The organism is Kitasatospora cheerisanensis KCTC 2395 (assembly GCF_000696185.1).
Taxonomy (GTDB): Bacteria; Actinomycetota; Actinomycetes; order Streptomycetales; family Streptomycetaceae; genus Kitasatospora; species Kitasatospora cheerisanensis.
The window spans coordinates 3,785,591-3,803,793 of sequence record NZ_KK853997.1; the positions used below are offsets into that span (position 1 = coordinate 3,785,591).

General features: G+C 75.1%; 14 protein-coding genes and 4 pseudogenes. 8 read left to right on the forward strand and 10 right to left on the reverse strand.

Annotated features, from left to right (window positions below; all coding sequences use genetic code 11):
- Positions 1-2: 2 nt before the first annotated feature.
- From KCH_RS17105 to KCH_RS17115, 4 genes and pseudogenes are all read right to left on the reverse strand, one after another.
- Complete coding sequence (locus KCH_RS17105; RefSeq protein ID WP_035863985.1) at positions 3-698, reverse strand: NUDIX hydrolase; 696 nt, start codon at positions 696-698, stop codon at positions 3-5.
- Positions 695-1,569, reverse strand: a pseudogene (nth, locus tag KCH_RS39725) (endonuclease III). The gene KCH_RS17105 and the pseudogene nth overlap by 4 nt, the downstream one beginning before the upstream one ends.
- Positions 1,570-1,702: 133 nt before the next feature.
- Positions 1,703-3,112, reverse strand: a pseudogene (locus KCH_RS17110) (MFS transporter); the annotation flags it as partial.
- A 92-nt stretch (positions 3,113-3,204) separates the two neighbouring features.
- Entirely contained in the window at positions 3,205-4,152 is a 948-nt protein-coding gene (locus KCH_RS17115) for a hypothetical protein (RefSeq protein WP_035863986.1), read from the reverse strand.
- 354 nt (positions 4,153-4,506) lie between these two features.
- Here KCH_RS17115 and KCH_RS17120 point away from each other — a divergent pair, with 354 nt between their 5' ends.
- The 3 genes from KCH_RS17120 (at position 4,507) to KCH_RS17130 (ending at position 7,683) form a co-directional block, all read left to right on the forward strand.
- Positions 4,507-4,779, forward strand: a complete 273-nt coding sequence (locus KCH_RS17120; protein WP_035863989.1) for a heavy-metal-associated domain-containing protein — start codon at positions 4,507-4,509, stop codon at positions 4,777-4,779.
- A 53-nt stretch (positions 4,780-4,832) separates the two neighbouring features.
- Positions 4,833-7,085, forward strand: coding sequence for a heavy metal translocating P-type ATPase (locus KCH_RS17125; RefSeq protein WP_035863990.1), 2,253 nt, complete (start codon positions 4,833-4,835; stop codon positions 7,083-7,085).
- A 154-nt stretch (positions 7,086-7,239) separates the two neighbouring features.
- Positions 7,240-7,683: an iron chaperone gene (locus KCH_RS17130; RefSeq protein ID WP_035863992.1), complete on the forward strand. Its 444-nt coding sequence runs from the start codon at positions 7,240-7,242 to the stop codon at positions 7,681-7,683.
- Positions 7,684-7,695: 12 nt separating this feature from the next.
- On the opposite strand, the gene KCH_RS17135 is transcribed toward KCH_RS17130, so the two are convergent.
- Complete coding sequence (locus KCH_RS17135) at positions 7,696-8,598, reverse strand: hypothetical protein (RefSeq protein WP_035863994.1); 903 nt, start codon at positions 8,596-8,598, stop codon at positions 7,696-7,698.
- A gap of 152 nt (positions 8,599-8,750) precedes the next feature.
- On the opposite strand from KCH_RS17135, the gene KCH_RS17140 reads away from it, so the two are divergent.
- The 3 genes from KCH_RS17140 to serS all read left to right on the forward strand — a co-directional run bounded on the left by KCH_RS17140 (position 8,751) and on the right by serS (position 11,156).
- Positions 8,751-8,945: a DUF4287 domain-containing protein gene (locus KCH_RS17140; protein ID WP_035863997.1), complete on the forward strand. Its 195-nt coding sequence runs from the start codon at positions 8,751-8,753 to the stop codon at positions 8,943-8,945.
- 29 nt (positions 8,946-8,974) lie between these two features.
- Complete coding sequence (locus tag KCH_RS17145; RefSeq protein ID WP_035863998.1) at positions 8,975-9,772, forward strand: alpha/beta fold hydrolase; 798 nt, start codon at positions 8,975-8,977, stop codon at positions 9,770-9,772.
- Between the two features lie 88 nt (positions 9,773-9,860).
- Positions 9,861-11,156: a serine--tRNA ligase gene (serS, locus tag KCH_RS17150; protein ID WP_035864000.1), complete on the forward strand. Its 1,296-nt coding sequence runs from the start codon at positions 9,861-9,863 to the stop codon at positions 11,154-11,156.
- A gap of 87 nt (positions 11,157-11,243) precedes the next feature.
- Here serS and KCH_RS46070 read toward each other — a convergent pair whose 3' ends face one another.
- The 3 genes from KCH_RS46070 to KCH_RS17160 are packed head-to-tail and all read right to left on the reverse strand — an operon-like array spanning position 11,244 to position 13,002.
- Positions 11,244-12,098, reverse strand: a complete 855-nt coding sequence (locus tag KCH_RS46070) for a sensor histidine kinase (protein WP_051653154.1) — start codon at positions 12,096-12,098, stop codon at positions 11,244-11,246.
- 11 nt (positions 12,099-12,109) lie between these two features.
- On the reverse strand, positions 12,110-12,334 hold the full coding sequence (locus tag KCH_RS39730; protein ID WP_051653155.1) for a hypothetical protein: 225 nt from the start codon (positions 12,332-12,334) through the stop codon (positions 12,110-12,112).
- Complete coding sequence (locus tag KCH_RS17160; protein WP_035864002.1) at positions 12,331-13,002, reverse strand: response regulator; 672 nt, start codon at positions 13,000-13,002, stop codon at positions 12,331-12,333. The genes KCH_RS39730 and KCH_RS17160 overlap by 4 nt, the downstream gene beginning before the upstream one ends.
- A 69-nt stretch (positions 13,003-13,071) precedes the next feature.
- Between KCH_RS17160 and KCH_RS17165 the strand changes: the two are divergent.
- Together KCH_RS17165 and KCH_RS39735 are read left to right on the forward strand one after the other, a co-directional pair.
- Positions 13,072-14,391 (forward strand): annotated as a pseudogene (locus KCH_RS17165) (diacylglycerol/lipid kinase family protein).
- A pseudogene (locus KCH_RS39735) lies at positions 14,388-14,974 on the forward strand (phosphatase PAP2 family protein). Before KCH_RS17165 ends, KCH_RS39735 begins: the two co-directional pseudogenes overlap by 4 nt.
- Here KCH_RS39735 and KCH_RS17175 read toward each other — a convergent pair.
- Positions 14,962-15,636 (reverse strand): response regulator, encoded by a 675-nt coding sequence (locus KCH_RS17175; RefSeq protein ID WP_035864006.1) that lies wholly within the window; start codon positions 15,634-15,636, stop codon positions 14,962-14,964. The pseudogene KCH_RS39735 and the gene KCH_RS17175 sit on opposite strands and share 13 nt — an antisense overlap.
- On the reverse strand, positions 15,633-18,176 hold the full coding sequence (locus KCH_RS17180) for an ATP-binding protein (RefSeq protein ID WP_035864011.1): 2,544 nt from the start codon (positions 18,174-18,176) through the stop codon (positions 15,633-15,635). The genes KCH_RS17175 and KCH_RS17180 overlap by 4 nt, the downstream gene beginning before the upstream one ends.
- Positions 18,177-18,203: the final 27 nt, after the last annotated feature.

An 18,203-nucleotide genomic window follows, 5' to 3' on the forward strand; every position in this document is an offset into this window, starting at 1 on the left:
GCTCAGGAGCCGTGGCGCAGCGACAGCGCCACGGCCTCCTCGGAGAGTTCGACGGTGCGCCGGCTGTCCCAGGGCCGTTCCAGGCCGCTGAGGTGCAGCACCCGGTCGATCACCCCCGCCGTGAAGCCCCACACCAGCCGGTCGGCCACCTGGAACGCCGGGCCGGTGAACCCCGAGGGGTGGCGCAGCCGGGCCCGGTTCGCCGGGTCGGTGAGCTCGGCCAGCGGCACCCGGAACACCGCGCCGGTCTCCGCCGGGTCCACCACCGCGACCGGCGACTCGCGCCGCCACCAGCCGAGCACCGGCGTCACCACGAAGCCGCTCACCGGGATGTACAGCGCGGGCAGCCGGGCGAACAGCTGCACGCCGGCCGGGTCGAGCCCGGTCTCCTCGGCGGCTTCGCGCAGCGCCGCCGCCAGCGGGCCGTGGGTGGCCGGGTCGCCGTCCTCCGGGTCCAGCGCGCCGCCCGGGAAGGACGGCTGGCCGGCGTGCGAGCGCAGGCTGCGGGCCCGTTCGATCAGCAGCAGGTCCGGGCCGGTCGGGCCCTCGCCGAACAGCATCAGCACCGCCGACGGGCGGCCGCCCTCGGCGGGCGGCAGGAAGCGGCTGAGCTGTTCCGGCGCCGCCCGCTCGGCGGCGTCGCGCACCGGCAGCAGCCAGTCGGGCAGGCCGTCGCGGAGCACCGCGGGCGCCGTCACGCCCCGCCCTCCGCGTTCTTCCGGGCGGCGCGCACCGCGGCCGGGGCGGTGTCGGGCAGCGGGTGGCCGGCGGCGACCTCGGCGCGGGCGGCCGCCTCGCCGGGGTAGTCGGCCGGGGGCGCAGGCGCTGGCCGGGCTGGCCGGCGAGCTCGTACTTGAGCAGCTTGCGGGCCTTCTCCGGCTCGGTCTCGCCGATGCCGTAGGAGGGGCAGAGCGGCGCGATCGCGCAGGCCCCGCAGGCGGGCTTGCGGGCGTGGCAGACCCGGCGGCCGTGGAACACCACCCGGTGCGAGAGCATCGTCCACTCCGACTTCGGGAAGATCGCCGCGACGTCGGCCTCGACCTGCTCCGGGTCCTCGGCGGTGGTCCAGCCGAAGCGGCGGGCGAGGCGTCCGAAGTGCGTGTCCACGGTGATGCCGGCGCCGCCGAAGGCGTTGCCGATGACGACGTTGGCGGTCTTGCGGCCGACGCCCGGCAGCGTGACCAGGTCGTCGAGCTTGCGCGGCACCTCGCCGTCGTAGCGGTCGCGGAGCCCGATCGCCAGGCCGATCAGGGACTTGGCCTTGGCCCGGAAGAACCCGGTGGGCCGGATGATCTCCTCCAGCTCCTCGGGGACGGCCGCCGCGAGGTCCTCCGGCGTCGGGTACTTGGCGAACAGCGCCGGGGTGGTCTGATTGACCCTCAGGTCGGTGGTCTGCGCCGACAGCACGGTCGCCACCAGCAGTTGGAACGGCCCGTCGAAGTCCAACTCCGGGTGCGCGTACGGGTACAGCTCCGCCAGTTCTCGGTTGATCCTCCGGGCCCGGCGCACCATCCCCAGGTGCGTCTCGGGCTTCTTCCGCCCGGCCTTCGCGACCTTGCTCTCTGCCATGCACGAAGGCTACGCCGATCCGTCCGGCCGGCGGTCGGGTTTGCGCCGCGTCCACGACGACGGCCCCTGCCCGGCGCTCCGCGGGGAGCGCCGGGCAGGGGCGGGGAACGGCGGGGTCAGGCGGTGGCCTCCGCCGGGGCGGCGGCCGGGCCGGGGTGCGGAGGGTGAGGAGGGAGGCGACGGCGCCGAGCAGGGCCAGGGCGGCGGCGCCGAGGAAAGCGGCGGAGAAGCCGTGGGTGAGGGCGACCGGGTCGCCGAGCTCGCGGGAGCCGTGGGCGGCGGCGACGGCGGTCATGGCGGCCAGGCCGAGGGCCGAACCCACCTGGTAGGAGGTGTTGACGATGCCGGAGGCGAGACCGCCCTCGGCGGGGTTCGGGACGGCCAGCGCGGTGCCCAGCGAGGGGATGAAGGCCAGCGACATGCCGACCGCGGCGAGCAGCGAGGCGGGCAGGACGTCGACCGTGAAGCTGCCGTCCGGGCGGGCCAGCGACAGCCAGTACATGCCGCCGGCCAGCGCGGCCAGGCCGGTGACGATCAGCGGCTTCGGGCCGAAGCGGGCGATCAAGCGGGGCGCCAGGACGATCATCATCAGCATGATCGCGGCGGTCATCGGCAGCAGCGCGGCGCCCGAGGCGAACGCCTTCAGGCCGAGCACCTGCTGCAGGTAGAGGTTGAGGAAGAACCACATCGGGATCCACGCGGCGGCCATCAGCAGCTGCGCCAGGTTGGCACCCGCCAGGTTCGGGCTGCGCCAGATGCCGAGGCGCATCAGCGGCTCGCGGCGGCGGGACTGGACCAGCAGGAAGGCGGCGATCAGCAGTAGGCCGCCGGCCAGCACCAGCCAGGTCTGCGCCGAGCCCCAGCCGATCTCCGGGGCGCGGACGACGGCGAACACGGTGACCGCGAGGCCGGCGGTGACGGTGACCGCGCCCAGCCAGTCGATCGAGCCGCGGCGGGCCGCGGCGGCGGGCATCACCGACGGGGTGGCGGCGAGCACGGCCAGCGCCACCGGGACGTTGACCCAGAACACCCACTCCCAGCTGGCGTACTGGGTGATCAGACCGCCGAGGAACACGCCCGCGGTGCCGCCGGCCGGGGCGGCCGCGCCGTACACGGCGAAGGCCTTGGGGAGTTCGGTGGGGCGGCCGCCGAACAGGGTCATCAGCAGGGTGAGCGCGGCGGGGGCGATCAGTGCGGAGCCGGCGCCCTGGGCGGCGCGGCCGACCAGTTCGACCCAGGCGGTGCCGGCCAGTCCGGCCACCAGGGAGCCGACGGCGAGGACGGTCCAGCCGGCGGCGAACACCCGCTTGGCGCCGAACAGGTCGGACAGGCGTCCGCCGAGCAGCAGCAGGCCGCCGAAGGCGATCACGTAGGCGTTGAACACCCAGGACAGGTTCTCCTGCGAGAAACCGAGCGCGATCTGCATCTTCGGCAGGGCCACGCCGATGATCGAGGTGTCCATGATGACCATGAACTGGGCGAGGGCGATGAGGGTGAGCGCCGTCCAGCGGCGCGGTGCGGGTGGTGCGCTGGGCTCGGACATGGCCGGGGCTCCTCTGGAAATATACCGGGAGGGGGTATGTGACGGACGTGGGTGTGCGCCGTTTCCGGGCGCACGGGGGGCCTGGCGGCCGGTCAGTGCTGGTGGCCCGCCTCGGCGGGAGCGGGCGCGGGCGCGGCGGCCGTGGCGTCGGCGGTGAGGGTGAAGGCCGCCGTGTGGACGGTGCCCGCGTGCTGGAAGTCCAGGAACAGGCGGTAGTCGCCCGCGCTCGGCGCGGTGGCGGTGAAGTCGACCTCCGGCCCGGGCGCGGTGACGCCGTCGCCGGGCTCGCCGTCCGGGTGGACGTGCAGGTAGCCGAGGTCGCCGGCGCGCAGCACCACCAGGTGACCGTAGGCGGCGAGGTAGGGGTCGAGGTCGGCGACCGGGTGGCCGTCCTTGCTGACGGTGAAGGCGAGGCGGCCGGCCCGTCCGGTCGTCAGGTCGCCGGCGAGGGTGACGGTGTAGCCGTCGACGGTCACGGTGCGGCCGGTCTGCGGGAGGGCGGCCGGGCGGTAGTCGCCGGTGGCGTGCAGGTCCGCGCCGAGGGTCAGCGACTCGGTCTCGGCGGCCGGGGTGAAGTCGGCGAACACCCGATAGTCGCCGGCCTTGGCGATGGTGGCCGGGACGGTCCAGGTGCCGTCCGCGGCGCGGACCGGGTGGACGTGCTGGAAGTCCGTCAGGTCGCGGCTGGCGACGATCAGGTGGAGTTCCTTCTCGTGCGCCGGGCGGTAGGCGGTGAGCGGCTTGCCGTCCGGGGCCAGCACGCGGAAGCTCAGCTCGGTCGGGCCGGCGGCCGGGACCACGGTGCGGTCGAGGCTGAGGGTGTAGCCGCGGTCGGAGATCTGCAGGCCGCCGACGGGATGGTCCTCGTGGCCGCCGTGTTCCTCGTGCGGGGCGGCCGCGGTGTCGTGGGCCCGGTGGTCCTCGTGCGCGGTGGGCGGCGCGGCCGGGGTGGTGCCGACGGCGTGGCCGACTCCGTAGGCGGCGCCGAACGCGAGGGCGAGGCCCGAGGCGAAGACGGCGACCTTGAGTGCGGTGTTCATGGCGGACTCCTTTGACGGTTGGCGGTGCCCGGCGACACCACGGAGTACATACCCCCCAGGGGTATGTGTCAAGCGTGAGCGGGCCCAGATTCGACGGAGGGGCGGACCGCCGCCGGGCGGCCCGCGCGGCAAACGGCGAGGTCAGGGCGGCGTACGCCGAGAGGCGCGGGCGGCCGGAAATTTCTCGAGGTCAGGAGTGGTGTGCGGTCGAGAACAGGAACCGCACGCGCGAGGAGGCCGGCGGCCCGGATCCATGGAGAGCAACGCTTGCATTGCATACCCCCCAGGGGTATAAATGTTGCTACCGGAGGTGATACCCCCTCTGGGTATCAGAAACCAGCTACGGAGGATCCCATGTCCTGCTGCTCCAGCGACGGCACCTGCTCGACCACCGCGACCGTCACCGAGCCGGCCGCGGTCACCACCGTGTTCGCCGTGTCCGGGATGACCTGCGGCCACTGCGAGCAGTCGGTCGGCAAGGCGATCGGGGCGCTCGACGGCGTCCACGCGGTCCAGGTGGACCTGAAGAACGGGCTGGTCACCGTCGGTTCGGCGGCCGAGCTCGACGACGAGACGGTGCGCGCCGCCGTCGACGAGGCCGGCTACGAGCTGACCGGCCGCGCCTGAGAAGTGCAGTGCCCGGCCGCCGGCCGGGATGTCCGAGACCACGAGGAGCCCTGATGACCACCCAGGCAGCACCCGCCTCGACCGAGGTGGAACTCCGCATCGGCGGCATGACCTGTGCCTCTTGCGCCGCGCGGATCGAGAAGAAGCTCAACCGCATGGACGGCGTCCGGGCCAGCGTCAACTACGCCACCGAGAAGGCCAAGGTGGTCGTCGACGGGCCGGTGGACGTCAGTGACCTGATCGCCACCGTGGAGGCCACCGGCTACACCGCCGCCCTCCCGGAGCCGCCGGCCGAGGAGCGGGGCGGGCCCGCCGAGGAGCAGGCCGACGAGCTGGCGCCGCTGCGCCAGCGGCTGATCACCGCGCTGGCGCTGGCCGTGCCGGTGATCGCGATGGCGATGGTGCCGGCGCTGCAGTTCGACAACTGGCAGTGGCTGTCGCTGACCCTGGCCGCGCCGGTGGTGACGTACGCGGCCTGGCCGTTCCACCGGGCCGCCTGGACCAACGCGAAGCACGGCGCCGCGACCATGGACACCCTGGTCTCGCTGGGCACCGGCGCCGCGTTCCTGTGGTCGCTGTGGGCGCTGTTCTTCGGCGACGCGGGCATGCCGGGCATGCGGCACGGCTTCGAGTTCACCATCGCCCGCTCCGACGGCGCGTCGAACATCTACCTGGAGGCGGCGGCCGGCGTCACCGCGTTCATCCTGGCCGGACGGTACTTCGAGGCCCGGTCGAAGCGGACCGCGGGCGCGGCGCTGAAGGCGCTGCTGGAGCTGGGCGCGAAGGACGTGACGGTGCTGCGGGACGGCCGCGAGGTCCGCGTCCCGGTCGGGCAACTCGCCGTCGGGGACCGGTTCGTGGTCCGCCCGGGCGAGAAGATCGCCACCGACGGCACCGTGGTCGAGGGCAGCTCCGCGGTGGACGCGTCGATGCTGACCGGCGAGTCGGTGCCGGTGGAGGTCGCCCCCGGCGACTCGGTGACCGGCGCGACCGTGAACGCCGGCGGCCGGCTGGTGGTCGAGGCCACCCGGGTCGGCGCGGACACCCAGCTGGCGCGGATGGCGAAGCTGGTCGAGGACGCGCAGAACGGCAAGGCCGCCGCGCAGCGCCTCGCGGACCGGATCTCCGGCGTGTTCGTGCCGGTCGTGATCACCCTGGCGCTGGCCACCCTCGGCTACTGGCTGGGCACCGGCGAGGGCTGGACCGCCGCCTTCACCGCGGCCGTCGCGGTGCTGATCATCGCCTGCCCCTGTGCCCTGGGCCTGGCCACCCCGACCGCGCTGCTGGTCGGCACCGGCCGCGGCGCCCAGCTGGGCATCCTGATCAAGGGCCCGGAGGTGCTGGAGAACACCCGCAAGGTCGACACCATCGTGCTGGACAAGACCGGCACCGTGACCACCGGCCGGATGGCGCTGGTCGGCGTGCACACCGCCGAGGGCACCACCGAGGACGAGGCGCTGCGGCTGGCCGGCGCGCTGGAGCACGCCTCCGAGCACCCGATCGCCCGGGCGGTGGCCGCGGCCGCGCAGGAGAAGTTCGGCGAGCTGGAGCCGGTCGAGGGCTTCGAGAACGTCCCGGGTCTGGGCGTGCAGGGCGTCGTCGACGGCCACGCGGTGGTCGCCGGGCGGGAGGCGCTGCTCGCCGAGTGGGCGCAGCACCTCCCGGCGGAGCTGCTGGCCGCGAAGGCCGCGGCGGAGCGGACCGGCCGGACCGCGATCGCGGTCGGCTGGGACGGCCAGGCGCGGGCCGTGCTGGAGGTGGCGGACGCGGTGAAGCCGACCAGTGCGGAGGCGATCGCCGAACTGCGGGCGCTGGGCCTGCGGCCGGTGCTGCTGACCGGTGACAACCGGCTGGTGGCGGAGTCGGTGGCGGCCGAGGTCGGGATCCCCGCCGAGGACGTGATCGCCGAGGTGCTGCCGGAGGACAAGGTCGCCACCGTGCAGCGGCTCCAGGCCGAGGGCCGCACCGTGGCGATGGTCGGCGACGGCGTCAACGACGCGGCCGCCCTCGCCCAGGCCGACCTGGGCCTGGCGATCGGCACCGGCACCGACGCGGCGATCGAGGCCGCCGACCTGACCCTGGTCCGCGGCGACCTGCGCTCGGCGGCGGACGCGATCCGGCTCTCGCGCCGGACCCTGGCCACCATCAAGGGCAACCTGTTCTGGGCCTTCGCCTACAACGTGGCGGCCCTGCCGCTGGCCGCGACCGGCCTGCTCAACCCGATGATCGCCGGCGCGGCGATGGCCTTCTCCTCAGTCTTCGTGGTCGGCAACAGCCTGCGGCTGCGGACCTTCAAGGCCCGCTGAGCACCGCATCGGAGCCCGGCCCGGGAGTCCCCCGGGCCGGGCTCCGGCGTTCCCGGGACCGCTCCGGAGACCGATCAGTTTCTGAGAAGCCGGGCGGGCGGGCCCGTTCCTAGGATGAAGAACGTCAACGGGACAGCGGGACGGGAGAGCGGTCATGGCGGAGAAGCACGAGGGTTTCACGGCGGACGAGCGCGCGGCGATGAAGGAACGCGCCAAGGAGCTGAAGGCGGAGTCCAAGCGGGCGTCGGCCGCCGCGAAGGCCGCCGAGGCGGAGCGGGACCTGCTGGAGAAGATCGCCGAGATGCCCGCCGAGGACCGGGTGCTGGCCGAGCGCTTCCACGAGATCGTCACCACGGTCGCGCCGCAGCTGGCCCCGAAGACCTGGTACGGAATGCCCGCGTACAACAACGAGGACGGCAAGCCGGTGTGCTTCTTCCAGAGCGCCGCCAAGTTCAAGTCCCGGTACGCGACGATCGGCTTCAGCGACAACGCCCGGCTGGACGACGGGGACATGTGGCCGGTGTACTACGCGATCGCCGACCTGGGCGAGGCCGAGTCGGCGCGCATCGCCGAGTTGGTGAAGCGCGCCGTCGGCTGACCTCGCGGTGCGTCAGGCGTAGCTGCGCAGGGTGAGCAGGGCGCCGAGGGTGACGCCCGGGCGGGCCTCGTGCTCGGTGGACTCCGACCAGCGGGCCCAGTTGATCGGCCAGCCGCCGTCCGGGAGCTGGGCGGACGCCAGGTGGACCAGGCCGCGTTCGAGTTCGGCGTCGGAGAACCAGGCGCGGGCCAGGCTGTCCGGGCCGGGGGCGAAGTCGTGCGGCAGGTGGTACTCGCGCGGCGCGTAGCCGGGGGCGAGCCGCACCTGCTCGGGGTGGGCCGGGTCCAGCAGCACCAGCTGCTGACGGCGCACCAGTTCACCGAGGCGGGCGGCCTGTTCGGCGGCCCAGGCGCGGTCCGGCGAGGCGTCCAGGAAGCCGACGGCGGTGATCGCCTCGTACGGGTGGGTGGTGTCGATCGCCTCGATCGTGCGGCGGCAGAACTCCTGGGCGCCCTTCAGCCACGGGTGCTGCACGCCGTGCCGGAGCAGCGGCGCGGCGATCTGGCCGGTGGCGAGCAGTTCGGCGGGCGGGTCGTCGGCGATCGGCAGGAAGGGCGGGTGCGGGTACCGGCGCAGGCTGGGCAGCACGGCGGGGACGCCGCCGTCCGGGGTGGTCAGGGTGGCGGCCCAGTCGCAGAGTTCGGTGCCGCGCGGGCCGTTCAGGGCGCCGGCCTCGGCGGTGATGCGGGCGGCGGCGCCGGCGGCCAGCGGCTGGGCGGCCGGGCCACGGACGTCGGGTTCCAGGCCGTACGCCCAGCCGCCGTCGAGGGTGCGGTAGGCGTCCAGGGCGGCGAGGACGCCCGCCGGGTCCGGGACGCCGAACAGGTGGGTGAAGCGCCGCTGTTCGAGGACCCGGCCCGCGGTCCACAGGTAGTCGGCGGCGCGCTCGATCGTGCTGTCGTCGATCCATGCCATGCCCCGACGGTAGGCGGCTGCGGCGGGCCGCGGCCGGTGTTCGCCGAGTGGCGCGAAAAAAGTTTCGCGGGGAGCGATGAGTGCCGCGGGGGACGCTCGTCCATTCCTGTGACGGCAACGACGGCAGCGCGGCGGACACGGAGGAACCAGGGATGAGCGTCAAGGGACCGGCCAGCTACTTCCCCTCGATCGAGCAGAAGTACGGGCGGCCGATCGCCGACTGGCAGGAGCTGATCCGCAGCTCGCCGCTGACCAGGCACATGGAGCTGGTCGCCTGGCTGAAGGCCGAGCACGGCCTGGGCCACGGCCACGCCAACGCGCTCGTCGCCCACACCCTCGCCCACTGACCACCCGCACCGCACAAGGGAGTTCGACCATGACCGAGTTCGTGACCTCCGCCGACGGCACCCCGATCGCCTACCAGGCGGCGGGTGAGGGCCCCGCCGTGGTGATCGTGGACGGGGCGCTCTGCCACCGCGCGTTCGGCCCGTCCGCGGGCATCGCCGAGCAGCTGGCCGCCCAGGGGTGCCGGGTGTTCAGCTACGACCGGCGCGGCCGCGGGGAGAGCGGCGCCGGCGACCAGTACGCCACGGAGCGGGAGATCGAGGACCTGGCGGCGCTGGTCGCGGCGGCGGGCGGCTCGGCGACCCTGTTCGGGGTGTCCTCCGGCGGGGCGCTGGCCCTGCGGGCGGCCGGCGCGGGCATCGGCGTCGAGCGGGTCGCCGTGTACGAGCCGCCGTTCGCCACCACCGAGGAGCAGCGGGCCCGGTTCCGGGAGTACCGGGAGGGCGTGCGGCGGGACGTCGCCGCCGGCGACCGGAGCGCGGCGGTCGCCCGCTTCATGGCCTTCGTCGGCGCGCCCGAGGAACTGGTCGACGGAATGCGGCAGTCACCCGCCTGGCCGGTCTTCGAGTCGGTCGCGCCGACGCTGGTCACCGACGCGGAGGCGCTGGAGGCCGCGGACGGCGCGCCGGTCCCGGCCGGGCGGCTGGCCGCGCTGACCGTGCCGGTGCTGGTGCTGGACGGCGGGGACAGCACGGAGCTGCTGCGGGACGCGGCCCGGGCGACGGCCGCCGCCGCGCGCGCCGAGTACCGCACCCTGGACGGCCAGACCCACGAGGTGGCGCCGGAGGTGCTGGCGCCGGTGCTCGCGGAGTTCGTCGCCAAGGGCTGACGGGGCGGCGACAAAGGCGCTGCAGCGCGCTCGGCGCCCCTGCTACCGTCGGGGAACTTCACCTGGCTGTCCCGAGGAGCAGACTCCGATGCATGATGCCCGCGCCCTGATCGACCTGGGGGACGAGGCCGTCCGACGGCTCGCACGTCGCGGCTACCGGCTCGACCTGTCCGCACTGGAGGCGCTGCAGTCCCGCCGCAACGCGGGCATCCAGGCCGGCGACGAGCTGCGGGCCCGCTCCAAGCAGGTCGCGCAGGAGGTGCAGCGGACGGCCAAGCAGGGCGGCGACGTCACGGAGCTGAAGGAGAGCGCCCGCGCGCTGAAGGAGCAGATCCAGCAGAACGAGGCCGAACTGGAGACCGTCCAGCAGGAGTTGACGGACCTGCTGCTGACGATCCCGAACCTGCCCGCGGACGAGGCGCCGGACGGCTTCTCGGACGAGGACGCCACCGAGCTGCGCCGGGTCGGCGAGCCGCGGGCGTTCGACTTCACCCCGAAGGACCACGTCGACCTCGGCGAGGTCATGGGGATCATGGACTTCGGCCGGGCCACCAAGCTGTCGGGTTCGCGGTTCAGCGTGCTGCGCGGCACCGGTGCCGCGCTGGAGCGGGCGATCGTCGCGCTCCTGCTGGACCTGCACACCCGCCGGCACGGCTACGTCGAGCACGCGGTGCCGTACCTGGTGAACCGCCGCACCATGACCGGCACCGGGCAGCTGCCGAAGTTCGAGGAGGACCTGTTCCGGACGGGCGTCGCCGACCGCGACCTGTTCCTGATCCCGACCGCCGAGGTGCCGCTGACCAACCTGTACGCGGACGAGATCGTGGCGCCGGCCGAGCTGCCGCTGGCGCTGACCGCGCACACCCCGTGCTTCCGTTCGGAGGCCGGCTCGTACGGGCGGGACACCCGCGGGCTGATCCGGCTGCACCAGTTCTCGAAGGTGGAGATGGTGCGGATCTGCGCCGCCGACCAGGCGCGCGAGCAGATGGAGCTGATGGTGTCGCACGCCGAGGCCTGCCTGCGGGAGCTGGAGCTCTCCTACCGGGTGGTCGTGCTGGCGGCCGGCGACACCGGCTTCTCCTCGCAGCTGACGTACGACCTGGAGGTGTGGCTGCCCAGCCAGGACACCTACCGGGAGATCTCCTCGGTGTCGGACTTCGGCACCTTCCAGGGCCGCCGGGCGGGCATCCGCACCCGGGACGAGAACAACCGGCCGACCCCGGCCGCCACCGTCAACGGCTCGGGCCTGCCGCTGGGCCGGACCATCGCGGCGGTGCTGGAGCAGCACCAGCAGGCGGACGGTTCGGTGCTGCTGCCGAAGGCGCTGCACAAGTACCTGGGCTTCGCCCGGATCGCGGCCGACGGCACCCCCGTCGAGGAGTAGGACCCGCCCGCCCTTCCCGGCAGCGCGTCGACGGCGCACGGCTCCCCCGGTTCCCGGGGCGGCCGTGCGCCGTCGGCGTTCGGGCGCTCAGGTGGGGAGGGTCGCGGCGACCCGCCAGCCGGTGCCGTGCGGGCCGGCCGTCAGTTCGCCGCCGAGGTCGGCGATCCGGGTGCGCAGCGCGCTCAGGCCGGTGCCGCCGCCGGGGCGGGCGCGCGGGTGGGCGGGCCCGGAGTCGGTGACGGTGACGGTCAGTCCGGCGTCGGGGCAGTGGGCGAGGGCGAGGGTGATCCGGTCGGCGGCGGGCGCGTGCCGGCGGATGTTGGTGAGCGCCTCCAGCGCGACCCGGTAGGCGGCGTCCTCGACGACCGGCGGCAGCGCGGGCAGATCGTCGGGGCGGTGCAGGGCGGGCCGGTCGGGGAAGTGGTCGAGCAGGCCGGGGAGTTCGGCGAGGGTGTGGCGGCGCGGGGCGGCGTCCTCGGCGCGCAGGGCGTCGAGGGTGTGGTCCATCGAGGCGAGGGCGCGCTGCCCGGCGGCCTCCAGCCGGGCCAGCAGCCGGGCGTTCTCGTCCGGGTCGTAGCCGCTGACCTGGGCGGCCTGGACCTCCAGCAGGATGCCGGTGAGCTCGTGGGCGACGTAGTCGTGCAGGTCGCGGGCGACGGCGAGGCGCTGTTCGCGGCGGGCGTCGCGGACGGCGCGGGCCCGGCGGTCGTCCTGGCCGCGCAGGTAGAGGGCGCCGCCGAGGGCGACGGCGACCGGCGCGACGGACAGCACCAGGCCGGCGACGGAGGCGTCCAGCGGCTCGGGCTGGCGCAGCGCGAAGCGCAGCGGCAGCAGCAGGGCCGCGCCGGTGGTGAGCGCGCCGACCGTCCATGACTGACGGGCCGTCAGGTGCCGGACGGAGCGGACCACCAGGACCAGCAGGACGGCGAACTCGACGGGCATCCACGGCAGGGTCAGCCCGTTGTCGCCGAGGTAGCCGGCGTCGACGGCGAGCGAGAGCAGCGCGGCGCCGGCGGGGCGAGCACGGGCGAGCGCGGGCCGAGCGGGCGGGGCAGCGCGGTGAGCGCGACGACCAGGACGGCGGTGACGGCGGGGATCCAGGCGTTCCACGGGCCGAACGGGGCGGGCAGGAGCAGCAGGGCGGCCGCGAGGGCGGTGAGGGCGCGCCGGGCGGTCATGCGGCCGGGCCGCCGGGCAGGTCGGCGAGGTAGCCGAGTTCGAAGGCGCGCATGGCGACGCCGACCCGGTTGCGGACGCCGAGCTTGCGCTGGATGTGCGCGACGTGGGTCTTCACGGTGCCGGGCGAGATGAACAGGGCGGCGGCGATGTCGGCGTTGGTACGGCCCTCGGCGACCTCGCGGGTGATCTCCCGTTCGCGGGCGGTGAGCGGTTCGGCCGGCGGCGCGGCGTCGGGGCGGCGGCCGGTGACGTGCTGGAGCAGCCGGACGGTGACGGAGGGGCTGATCAGGCTGTCGCCGGCCATCGCCGCGCGGACGGCCTCGATCAGCAGGGCGGGCCCGGAGCGTTTGAGCAGGAATCCGGAGGCTCCTCCGCGCAAGGCGGGGTACACGTACTCGTCGAGGTCGAAGGTGGTCACCACGACCACCTTCACCGGCGGGTCGGCGGCGGGTCCGCAGAGCTGCCGGACGACCTCGAGGCCGTCCATCCTGGGCATCCGCACGTCGACGAGGGCGACGTCGGGGCGCAGGGTCCGGGCGGCTTCGATCGTGGCGAGGCCGTCGGCGGCCTCGCCGACCACCTGGAGGTCGGATTGGGTTTCGAGGATGCGTCGCAGTCCGCGCCGGACCATGTCCTGGTCGTCGGCGATCAGTACCCGGATGGTCACCCGGCGGATTCTGCCACAGCGGGTCCGTCGCACCGGGCCCGGCAGCTGACGGGGCGTTACCGTCGGGGAATGGCTGAGGTGGTGCGGGCGAAGTGGCTGGCGCGGGCCGCGATCGGGTGCGGGGCGGCGGCGGTCGGGGTGCTGGCCGCGGGCGCGGGGCTGCGCGGGGCGCTGGTGGTGGCCGTCGGGCGGCGGCGCTGGCGCTGATGGCGGTCGGGGTGTGGTGGGCGCTGTCGCGGCGCGGGCCGCTGCGCTGGCTGGGGGTGCTGCTGGCGGCGGCGGCCCGGCGGGCGCGGTGGCGGCGTACGTCGGGGCGGGGACGTGGCCGTGGGTGCTGGGCGCGGTGGTGCTGTGGGCGGTGGGCCTGTGGCCGGCCCGGGCGGCGCTGCGGGCGGCGCGGGGGATGCAGGCGATGCCGGAGCGGGAGGCGGCCCGGCCGCGCCGTCCGGTGCTGATCATGAATCCGAAGTCCGGCGGCGGGAAGGTGGAGAAGTTCGGCCTGGCGGAGCGGGCCCGGGAGTTGGGCGCGGAGGTGGTGCTGCTGGACCCGTCGGCGCCGCAGGACGTGGCGGAGCTCGCGGAGCGGGCGGTGGCGGACGGCGCGGACCTGCTGGGGGTGGCGGGCGGCGACGGCACGCAGGCGGAGGTGGCGCAGGTCGCGGCCCGGCACGGGCTGCCGTTCCTGGTGGTGTCGGCGGGCACCCGCAACCACTTCGCGCTGGACCTGGGCCTGGACCGGAACGATCCGGCGCGCTGCCTGGACGCGCTGACGGACGGGGTGGAGCTGCTGGTGGACCTGGGCGAGGTGGCGGGCCGGGCGTTCGTCAACAACGTGTCGTTCGGGACGTACGCGGAGATCGTGCAGAACCCGGAGTACCGGGACGCCAAGGCCTCGACGGTGCTGGCGATGCTGCCGGACCTGCTGGCCGGCTACGCGGGCGCGGAGCTGACGGCGGAGGCGGGCGGCGAGCTGCTGGAGCGGCCGCAGGCGGTGCTGGTCAGCAACAACCCGTACGACGCCGGGGACCTGCTGGATCCGGGCCGGCGTTCGCGGCTGGACCTGGGCCGGCTGGGGGTGCTGGGGGTGCGGGTGGACGGCGCGGCGCAGGTCGCCGACCTGGCGTTGCGTGGTACGAGTGCGGAGGCGGTGCGGACCCTGATGGGGCGTGAGGTGCTGGTGACGGCGGAGGCGGCGAGGATTCCGGTGGCGGTGGACGGCGAGGCGCTCGAACTGGACGTACCGGTGCGGTGCGTGATCCGGCCGGGGCGCTGCGGGTGCGGGTGCCGCGGGACCGGCCGGGGACGGTGCGGTCGGCGCCGCCGCTGTCCTGGCGCCGGCTGGCCCGGCTCGCGGCGGGCCGCATCGAGGCGAACGGCGGTGTGCGATGAAGGCGTTGACGCGGCTGGTGCTGGCCGGGCAGCGGGTGGTGGCGGACCTGGCGGCGGTGGACGGGGCGGTGTACGTCGCGGTGGCGGCGACGCCGACGCCGACCCTGGACGAGAAGCTGCGGCAGCTGTCCACGGCGGCGAACCACTCGAAGCTGTCGATCGCGGTGGCCTGCGGCCTGGCGCTGGTGCCGGGCGCGCCGCGCCGGGCGGCGCTGGTGGGCTGGGCTCGGTGGCGGCGGCGTCGGCCGCGGCGAACCTGGCGGGCAAGTCGCTGGCGCGGCGGGCCCGGCCGGACCGGGTGGCGGGGAAGGTGCCGCAGGCGCGGCACGTGCCGATGCCGGAGTCGGCGTCGTTCCCGTCCGGGCACACTGCGTCGGCGTTCGCGTTCGCCACCGGGGTGGCCTCGCAACTGCCCTGGGCGGCGGCCCCGTTGGGTCTGCTGGCGGCCGCGGTGGGCTATTCGCGGGTGCACACGGGGGTGCACTATCCGGGCGACGTGGTGGCGGGCGCGCTGCTGGGGACGGTGGCGGGCAGCGTGGTGGCGGGCGTGGGCCGCCAGGTGACCGCCCGTCAGGGCAGGTAGCGGTAGCCGAGGCCGGGTTCGGTGACCAGGTGGCGGGGCCGGTGCGGGTCGCGTTCGAGCTTGCGGCGCAGGGCGGCGAAGTGGACCCGCAGGTAGTTGCCGTGGTGTTCGTGGCCGGGCCCCCAGACGGCGGTGAGGAGCTGCCGACGGGTGACCAGCCGGCCGGGGGCGGCGAGCAGCACGGTGAGCAGCCGCCACTCGGTGGGGGTGAGCCGGACCGGGCCGTCCGGGCCGGTGGCGCGGGCGGCGGCCGGGTCCACGGTGTGGTCGCCGATCCGGGCCAGTGGCGGGGCGGCGGCGGGGGCGGGGCGGCGGAGCACGGCGCGCAGCCGGGCGAAGAGTTCGTCCATGACGAAGGGTTTGGTGAGGTAGTCGTCGGCGCCTTCGTCGAGGGCCCGGATGCGGTCGGCGGGGTCGGTGCGGCCGGACAGCACGATGACCGGTGCGGCGCTGTGCAGCCGCAGGGCGCGCAGCACGTCCATGCCGTCCCGGTCGGGCAGGCCGAGGTCGAGCAGGACGGCGTCGGGCGGGGTCCGCTCGGCCAGTTCGAGGGCCTGCCGGGCGGTGCCGGCGGTGAGGGCCGCGTACTGGCGGGCCAGCAGGTTGAGCCGCAGGGTGCGCAGCAGGCGGGGTTCGTCGTCGACGGCGAGGACGCGGGTCATCGGGTTTCCTCGGGGGGTGCTTCGGTGGCGGCGGGCAGGGTGAGCAGCATGGTGGTGCCGCCGCCGGGGGTGTCCTCGACGTCGAGGGTGCCGCCCATGGCCTCGGCGAGGCCGCGGGAGAGCGCGAGGCCGAGTCCGAGGCCGGTGGTGTTGTCGGTGTCGCCGAGGCGCTGGAACGGCAGGAAGACCCGGTCGCGGTCCTCGGGCGGGATGCCGGGGCCGCGGTCGACGACCCGGATCTCCACCCGGTCGGCGTGCCCGGACGCGGTGACCAGGACGGGTGCGCCGGGCGCGTTGTGCCGCAGCGCGTTGGTGACGACGTTGGCGAGGACGCGTTCCAGCAGCGGCGGGTCGGCGAGGACGGCCGGGGCGGTGTCGAGGTCGAGGGGGTGGACGGGCGCGGCGGGGTCGGGCAGCGAGTCGAGGGCGCGCGGCAGGATCTCGTCCAGGTGGGTGGGCTGCAGGTGCAGGGTGAGGGCGCCGGCCTGGAGGCGGCTGAGGTCGAGCAGGTTGTCGACCAGCCGGGTGAGTTCGACCAGCGACTCGTCGGCGAGGGCGAGCAGTTCGGCCCGGTCGTCGGCGGAGAACTCGACCTCGGGGCTGCGCAGCGAGCCGACCGAGGCGAGCGCGGTGGCGAGCGGGGTGCGCAGGTCGTGGCTGACGGCGGCGAGCAGCGCGGTGCGCATCCGGTCGGCGGCGCGGATCGGTTCGACCTCGGCGGCGGCGGTGGCGAGCCGGTCGCGTTCCAGGGCGGCGGCCAGGTGGGCGGCGAACACGGACAGCACCCGGTGGTCGGTGTCGGGCAGCCGGCGTCCGGTGAGGACCAGCAACGCGTCGGCGCCGACCGGGAGTTCGGTGGTCTCGGGGTGCTCGTCCGGGGTCGCGGGGGTGTCGGTGCGGGCGAGCACCTCGCCGGTGGCGGGGACGAGCAGGGCGGCGGTGTCCAGGCCGAAGGAGGTGCGGGTGCGGTCCAGCAGGGCGGGGACGGCGTCGGCGCCGCGCAGCACCGAGCCGGCCAGCGTGGACAGCGTCTCGGCCTCGGCGGTGGCGCGGGCGGCGCGGGCGGTCTGCCGGGCCGCGTGGTCGACGACGGTGGACACGCAGAGCGCGACGGCGGCGAACACGGCGAGCGCGATGAAGTTGTTGGCCTCGCCGATGGTGAAGGTGTGCACCGGCGGGATGAAGTAGTAGTTCAGCAGCAGCGAGGCGACCAGGGAGGCGAGCAGCGCGGAGGTCGCGCCGCCGAGCAACGCGACGGCGACGACGCCGAGTTGGAAGATCAGCGCGTCGGTGGTGAGGTTCAGCGCGGTGTGCGCCTGGGAGAGCACGGCGGTCAGCAGGGTGGGGACGGCGAGCCCGGCGGCGTAGCCGGCCAGGGTGCGGCGGCGGGAGTGCCGGCGGCCGAGCGGGGGGAGCCGGCCGCGCCCGGTGAACGCGTGGGTGACCATGTGGACGTCGATGTCCTCGGAGCGGTCGACGGTGGTCTCGCCGATGCCGGGCCCGGTGAGGAAGCGGTTGGTGCGGCCGCGCCGGCTGGTGCCGAGGACGAGCTGGGTGGCGTCGCGGGCGCGGGCGAAGGTCAGCAGCGCCTCGGGGATGTCGTCGCCGACCACCACGTGGTAACTGCCGCCGAGGGACTCGACCAGGCCGCGCTGTTCGGCGAGCCGGCCGGGCGAGGCGCCGGCCAGGCCGTCGCTGCGGGTGACGTGCACGGCGAGCAGTTCGCCGCCGGCGGTGCGGTCGCAGATCCGGGCGGCGCGGCGGATCAGGGTGGGGCCCTCCGGTCCGCCGGTGAGGGCGACGACCACGCGTTCGCGGGTCTCCCACACCCGGTCGATGTTGTGCACGGCCCGGTAGTCGCGCAGCCCTTCGTCGACCCGGCCGGCCAGCCAGAGCAGCGCGAGTTCGCGCAGCGCGGTGAGGTTGCCGACCCGGAACCAGTTGGCGAGCGCGGCGTCGACCTTCTCGGCCCGGTAGACGTTGCCATGGGCGAGGCGGCGGCGCAGCGCCTGCGGGGCCATGTCGACCAGTTCGATCTGGTCGGCGCGGCGGACCACCTCGTCGGGGACGGTCTCGCGCTGCGGCACGCCGGTGATCTTCTGCACCACGTCGTTGAGCGACTCCAGGTGCTGGATGTTGACGGTGGTGACCACGTCGATGCCGGCGGCGAGGAGTTCCTCGATGTCCTGCCAGCGCTTGGCGTGCCGCCCGCCGGGGACGTTGGTGTGGGCGAGTTCGTCGACCAGGGCGAGTTCGGGTCGGCGGCGCAGCAGCGCGTCCAGGTCGAGTTCGGCGAACTCGGTGCCGCGGTAGCGCCGCACGGTGCGCGGGAGTTGCTCCAGGCCGTCGAGCAGGCGGGCGGTGCGCGGCCGGTCGTGGGTCTCCAGCAGGCCGACCACCACGTCGGTGCCGCGTTCCCGGCGGCGGTGCGCCTCGTCGAGCATCCGGTAGGTCTTGCCGACGCCGGGGGCCGCGCCGAGGTAGACCCGTAGCCGGCCGCGCCGGTGGCCGGGGGGCTGTGCTCCGGGGGCGACTGGCATGGCGGCTCGTCTCGCGGTCGTGGGCGG